Genomic DNA, 6,657 nt, shown 5'->3' with positions numbered 1-6,657 from the left:
CGTCCCCCCCCCCCCCCCCCCCCCCCCCCCCCCCCCCCCCCCCCCCCCCCCCCCCGGCGCGCCCGCCCCCCGCCCCCCCCCCCCCCCCCCTGCCCGGCGGAGCCGGGTTTCCTGGGGCTCCGCCCCAGACCCCGCTCCTCAAACGCCGGAGGGGCTGGGTTGTGCCCGCCGGAGGAACTGGGGGGCACCCAGGACGGCCGGAAGGCCCGGCACCTCAGGGGTGCCGGGCCTTCCGGTGGGCCGGAGCCCGGGAACGTTCAGACGGCCGCAGCCCGCCCCACGGGCCGGGGCCCAGAAGCCGGGGCGCCGGGTGTGCGGGCCGCAGGCTGGTCAGCGGCCCCGGAGGCGGCGGACCAGGATGCTCGCGTCGCCACGGGATTCGAGGTCCGCCAGGACCACGGCGACCGCCTCGCGGACGATGCGCCCGCGGTCCACCGCCAGGCCGTGCTCCCCGCGGAGCACCAGTCGGGCGTGCTCCAGGTCCATCAGCTCCTCGGCGGAGACGTAGACCGTGATCTTCTCGTCGTGCCGCTCCCGCCCACTGGGCCGCCGGTTCGCGCCCCGGCCCTGGCCCTTGCCGCGGCCGGCGGTCGTGGCCCCCACGGGGCCGGTCCCGCTGACAGAACCTTCCTGCGACCGCCGCGGTGCGCCCACGACGGGCTCCGTACCGGCCTCAGCCTCCCGGCTGCGGCCCTCTCCCGACGAGCCGCCCTCCGCCGAAGCGGCCGAGTGTTCGCCCGCCGCTCCCGACGACTCGTCGGCCCCTCGCCTCGGCGAGGACGACTGGAGGGCCATCCCCCCTGTCGTGCGGAACAGTTCGTCGGCTCCGGGCAGACTCACTCGGCGTGACACCGGGCGAGCACCTCCCTGGCCAGCTGGCGATAGGCGGCGGCGCCGACGGAGTTGGAGGCGTACGTGGTGATCGGCTCGCCGGCGACCGTGGTCTCCGGGAAGCGCACCGTCCGGCCGATGACCGTGTGGTAGACGTGGTCGTCGAAGGCCTCGACCACGCGCGCCAGCACCTCGCGGCTGTGCACCGTACGGGAGTCGTACATCGTGGCGAGGATGCCGTCGAGCTCCAGCTCCGGGTTGAGCCGCTCCTGCACCTTCTCGATGGTCTCGGTCAGCAGCGCCACACCACGGAGTGCGAAGAACTCGCACTCCAGCGGCACGATGACCTTGTGAGCCGCCGTCAGGGCGTTCACGGTCAGCAGACCGAGCGAGGGCTGACAGTCGATCACGATGTAGTCGTAGTCGGCCATCAGGGGCTTCAGGGCCCGCTGGAGGGTCGACTCGCGCGCGACCTCGCTGACCAACTGCACTTCCGCAGCGGACAGGTCGATGTTGCTCGGCAGCAGGTCCATGTTGGGGACCGCCGTCTTGAGCAGCACCTCGTCGGCCGACATGCCCCGCTCCATGAGCAGGTTGTAGACCGTCAGGTCGAGTTCCATCGGGTTCACGCCGAGGCCCACCGACAGCGCGCCCTGCGGGTCGAAGTCGACCAGCAGCACACGGCGTCCGTACTCGGCGAGCGCAGCACCCAGGTTGATGGTCGACGTGGTCTTGCCCACGCCGCCCTTCTGGTTGCACATCGCGATGATCTTCGCCGGACCGTGGTCGGTCAGCGGACCCGGGATGGGGAAGTACGGCAGCGGGCGTCCGGTCGGGCCGATCCGCTCACGGCGCTGGCGGGCAGCGTCGGGGGCGAGGGTGGCCGCGTACTCGGGGTCCGGCTCGTACTCCGCGTCGGGGTCGTAGAAGTGCCCCTCGGGCACCTGGTCGTAGTCGGCGAAACCAATGGGCGTATCGCCACCGTGGTCGCCGGCCGTGGAGTTCACGTCTAGGCCGTCCATGCTCTTTTGGGGCGTCGTCAGGTGCTGGTGGTTTGCGAAGGTGCGTACTGCGACGGAGCCGACAGCCTCGAGCCCGGCAGGGCTTTCGCCCCGCGCGGGCATACCCGCTCGACCACCCCCAGGAGCAAATGTCGACTCATTCACAAGTCGTCTTACCTCCTCGGACGTGACCAGGACACTTATCGATAGGTCAGCGTGGCACCATGCCGACGGTTGGCGACTCTATGGCGTGTCACCGCTCAGCGGCAACACAATCCGTCGGACCCGGCACGATGTGTCGGCAACCGAACACCACTCTGTCAAGGGCGCACGGACTGTCGCCGCGAAGTTTCGCGGGTGTGCGAAAGGGTTAAAGGGTTACGTTCGAGGCGAGTTGAGCCGGGTTCCCGGGTTCCTCGCAAACGCGTCCGGCCGGACCTTGGGGGCAAGGTCCGGCCGGATACGTGAGATTGACGTCAGTCGTTGACGGTTCAGCCGAGCAGCGTGCTCAGCTCGAGGGTCTCGAGACCGTGGGCCTCGGCGACCTCGCGGTAAACGACCTGTCCGTCATGGGTGTTGAGGCCCAGCGCGAGCGCCGGGTCACGACGCAGCGCCTCGACCCAGCCGAGGTTCGCGAGCTGCACGATGTAGGGCAGCGTGGCGTTGGTCAGCGCGTAGGTGGAGGTGTTCGGCACCGCGCCCGGCATGTTGGCGACGCAGTAGAAGACCGAGTTGTGGACCTGGAAGGTCGGCTCGGCGTGGGTGGTCGCGCGGGAGTCCTCGAAGCAGCCACCCTGGTCGATCGCAATGTCGACAAGGACACTTCCGGGCTTCATCTTGGCGACGAGCTCGTTGGTGACCAGCTTCGGGGCCTTCGCACCCGGGATCAGCACGGCGCCGATGACGAGGTCGGCCTCGACGACGGCCTTCTCCAGCTCGAAGGCGTTGGAGACGATCGTCTTGATCTTCGTACCGAAGATCTTGTCGGCCTCGCGGAGCTTGTTGATGTCGCGGTCGAGCAGGGTCACGTGGAAGCCCATGCCGACGGCGATCTGCACGGCGTTCCAGCCGGAGACGCCGCCACCGATGACCACGCACTCGCCGGCGTGGGTGCCGGGCACGCCGCCGGGCAGGACACCGCGGCCGCCGACCGAGCGCATCAGGTGGTAGGCGCCGACCTGCGGGGCCAGGCGGCCCGCGACCTCGGACATCGGGGCGAGCAGCGGGAGGGCGCGGTTGGCCGTCTCCACCGTCTCGTAGGCGATGGCGGTGGTGCCGGACTCCAGCAGGGCGTCCGTGCACTCGCGGGAGGCCGCCAGGTGCAGGTACGTGAAGAGGGTCTGGTCCTTGCGGAGGCGGTGGTACTCCTCAGCGATGGGCTCCTTGACCTTCAGCAGCAGGTCGGCGATGGCCCAGACCTCGTCGGCGGTACCGAGGATCTCGGCGCCGGCGGCGACGTACTCGGCGTCGGTGATCGAGGAGCCGACACCGGCGTTCTGCTCGATGAAGACCTGGTGGCCGTTACGGACGAGCTCGTGGACACCGGCGGGGGTGATGGCCACGCGGAACTCGTTGTTCTTGACCTCGCGGGGGATGCCGACCTTCATCGTCGATCACGGTCCTTGACTCAGGGGGATTGAACGGGGCACTTCCATACATACCCGCCCACAAGAACGCGCAACGGGATGCACCACGGATGACGTGGTGAACCCAGTTTATTGAAGGATTGTCGCGTGTCTAGCCTTGCAAACAAATAATCTCAGTCGGATCCACTGCGGATTTCGCAGGCTGCGGGGTCGTCACCCAGCAATCTGTCGGCTGCGGACCGGTGCAGCCTGGCGGCTGCCGGGTCGCCCAGCCTGTCCAGCGTGTCGGCCAGTCGGACCTGCAGCGCGGCCTGGAGCCGCTGGTCACCGGCACGGCGCGCCAGCTCCACCGCCTCGCGGCAGGTGTGCAGCGATTCCTCCGGCCTCCCGGCGTACTCCTGGACCCGCGCCATCTCGCTCAACGCCTTTGCCTGGCCGGGCACATCGGCCAGCTTCCGGTACCCGGCCGCGGCCGCCCGCCAGCTGCGCAGCGCCTCCCCGTAGCGGCCCGCGTAGGTGTGCACGTTCCCGAGCCGCCCGTACAGCCGCGCCTCGTCCGCCCGCTCCCCCCGCGCGAGGGCCTGGGACAGGGCCCGGCCGAACCAGTCGGAGGCCCGGTGCCAGTCCGCCAGCTCCTGATAGGCACCGCCTACGGATTCCATCGCGCGGCCGGTCGCGTACGGGTCGTTCGCCGCCTTTCCGGCGTCCAGGGCGGCCCGGTAGCGCTCCAGTGCCTCCCGGGTCCGGCCGGTCTCGGCGTCCAGGTCGGCCAGGTTCAGCAGGGCGGCGGCCTGCTCCCGGTGCAGGCCGCGGCGCTCCGCCACGTCCAGGACCAGGCGGTGCAGCCCGTACAGCTCGGGAGCGGCCTCGGCGGTCCCGCGGTGCTCCGCGAGGGCCCGTACGAGGCCCGCGACCAGCCGCCGGGCCAGCGTGTCCAGCTCCCCGTCGGCCACCGCCAGGGACGCGGCGGCCGACAGCGCGGGCAACCGGGTGTCCAGCCAGGTGGCGGCGGCCCGCCGGTCGGGGAAGCGCAGCGCGCGCGGCAGTCCTTCCAGCACCTCCCGCAGCCCGTCGTCCATTCCGGCCTCGCCGGATGCGGCCATGGCCCGGCAGGAGTGCAGCAGCCGTACGGTCCGCTCCAGCATCCGGGCCCGGGCCAGCTGGACCTCCGCCGGGCGCTCCTTGCCCTCCAGCAGGGCCTGGAGCAGCGGCGCGAGGGAGCCGGGCAGGAGGAACAGTCCGTCGTGGGCGGGGTGTACGAGGCCCAGCGCCGCGAAGTCGTCGAGCGTCGACTGGGCCGCGGCGACGGAGCATCCGGCGAGGGCGGAGGCGGTGTGCGAGTCGACGATCCCGGCGGGGGCCAGGGGCAGCAGCCGCAGGGTCCGCTGGGCGGGCTGCGGCAGGGTCTCGTAGACGAGGCGGAAGCACCGGGCGAGCGGACCGCCCGTGCCGGCCGGCATGTCGTGGAGCTGCTTGGCCACGTCGGCGACGGAGGCCTTGGGGTGCGCGGCGAGCCAGCCGCCGACGAGGACGAGCGCGGCGGGCTGGCCCCCGCACTCCTCGGCGAGGGATTCGGCGGCGCGGGGGTCGGCGGTGACCCGGGTGTCGCCGATGCGGTGCACGAGCATCCGCACGGCGGAGGGCGTGTCGAGCCCGCCGAGGGTGCAGGGCCGCACGTCGGGGATGCCGGTGAGCGGCCCCTCCGCGGTGACGACGACGAGGCACTCGGGGGTGTCCGGGAGCAGGGCGTCGACCTGGTGCGGGTCGGCGGCGTCGTCGACCAGGATGATCGCGCGGCGACCGTCGAGCGCGGTGCGCAGGGCCGAGCTGAGCTCGTCCTCCCCGGCGCCGGGCGGAGTACGGTGGCCCAGCGCCTCCAGCAGGCCCCGTACGGCCCGCTCGGTGGCCACGGTCTCGCCTCCGGGCGCGGTGAGCCGGGTCCGGAGCACCCCGTCGGGGTACTCCTCGGCGATCTCGCGCACGAACGCCTCGGCGAGGGCCGTCCGCCCGGATCCGGGGCGCCCGGCGACGAGCAGCACCCGGGCGCGGGGGGCCTTCGCCTTCCGGCCGGAGAGGGTGTCGAGCCCGGTCCGTGCGATGTCCTCGCGCAGCTCCTTGAGCTCACGCCGCCGCCCGACGAAATCCGCCACGGATCCGCTCCTCTCCCTGCCCCTGGCTTCGGGGATCACGAGCGTAGTTCACGCAGAGCGACGACTCGTGTGGAGCGCGGCGGTCATATCGCCTGATCGGATCAGCCGATGTTCTTCTTTTCGCGGCCCGGGCCTTCGCGCGGCCGCGCCACGAGCCCGTGCCCGGGGCCGCATGCCGGTGGCGGCTGCCTCATGGCGGGCCGGGTGCGTGCCGCCGGGCGGGTGCGTGCCGCTGCGCGGAGCCGTCCCCTACCGGCGCCTCAAACGCCGGCGGGGCTGGATAGCCCCGCCGGCGCCGCCGGAGGCAAATTCAGCCCGTCCGGCGTTTGAGGACCGGGGGTCCGGGGGCGGCGCCCCCGGCAACGGCGCCGCGCCCGGCATGCTCAGCGTCCGCGCCCCGGCAGCGGCGGCGCAGACGGACGGCGGGCTACGCCTCGTACGGGCGGGCCGGCCAAGGGGCGTCGGCCGGGCGGAGGGCGTCCAGGCCGCTTCCGGCGGCGAGCGCGGCGGAGAGGGCCAGGACACCCGTCACCAGCCCCGGATTGCCCAGCTCGCCCGCCAGCACGCCCCGGACCAGGTCGGCCAGCGGGACCCAGGTCACCTCCATGTCGGCCTCCTCCGACCCGGTCTCCGCGTACCGCTCCCCCTCCGCCTCGGAGACGTCCCGCGCCAGGAAGATCCGGATGGCCTCGTCGGAGCCGCCCGGGGAGGCGTAGAAGTCGGCGAGCACCCGCCAGTCCCCCGCCTTGACGTGGGCTTCCTCGTGGAGCTCGCGCTGCGCCCCGTGCAGCGGGTTCTCCCCCTGTACGTCGAGCAGCCCGGCCGGCAGCTCCCACAGTCGCCGCCGCACCGGGTGCCGGTACTGGCTCAGGACGAGCACGCGCCCGTCCTCGTCGAGGGCGAGCACGCAGACCGATCCGGGGTGCACCTGGTAGTCGCGGCGGGCCACCGAGCCGTCCGGCATCCGCACCTCGTCGGAGTCGACGGCCGTCTTGGCTCCCTGGAACGGCCGCCGCGTCGACAGCGTCTCCCAGGATTCCGCCGTGTCCTTGATCTTCATTCCCCGCAGCCCTCCACAACGCGCGACAG

General features: G+C 72.5%; 5 protein-coding genes. All 5 read right to left on the bottom strand.

Going from position 1 to position 6,657, the window contains the following annotated elements; translation table 11 throughout:
• Positions 1 to 330: 330 nt before the first annotated feature.
• The gene (locus ACFYZL_RS16250) at positions 331 to 852 is read right to left on the bottom strand and encodes a hypothetical protein (protein ID WP_384758519.1); all 522 of its coding nucleotides are present in this window, start codon (positions 850 to 852) and stop codon (positions 331 to 333) included.
• Complete coding sequence (locus ACFYZL_RS16245; RefSeq protein ID WP_376662179.1) at positions 837 to 1,955, bottom strand: ParA family protein; 1,119 nt, start codon at positions 1,953 to 1,955, stop codon at positions 837 to 839. The genes ACFYZL_RS16250 and ACFYZL_RS16245 overlap by 16 nt, the downstream gene beginning before the upstream one ends.
• Before the next feature lie 368 nt (positions 1,956 to 2,323).
• Positions 2,324 to 3,439: an alanine dehydrogenase gene (gene ald / locus ACFYZL_RS16240; protein ID WP_384758516.1), complete on the bottom strand. Its 1,116-nt coding sequence runs from the start codon at positions 3,437 to 3,439 to the stop codon at positions 2,324 to 2,326.
• A 152-nt stretch (positions 3,440 to 3,591) separates the two neighbouring features.
• Positions 3,592 to 5,568, bottom strand: a complete 1,977-nt coding sequence (locus tag ACFYZL_RS16235; RefSeq protein WP_384758514.1) for a tetratricopeptide repeat protein — start codon at positions 5,566 to 5,568, stop codon at positions 3,592 to 3,594.
• Between the two features lie 427 nt (positions 5,569 to 5,995).
• Positions 5,996 to 6,628, bottom strand: a complete 633-nt coding sequence (locus tag ACFYZL_RS16230) for an NUDIX domain-containing protein (protein WP_384756995.1) — start codon at positions 6,626 to 6,628, stop codon at positions 5,996 to 5,998.
• Positions 6,629 to 6,657: the final 29 nt, after the last annotated feature.

The organism is Streptomyces sp. NPDC001717 (genome assembly GCF_042892775.1).
Taxonomy (GTDB): Bacteria; Actinomycetota; Actinomycetes; order Streptomycetales; family Streptomycetaceae; genus Streptomyces.
The sequence above is the reverse complement of the archived record's forward strand: the minus strand, read 5'-3'. Positions and strand labels throughout refer to the sequence as shown.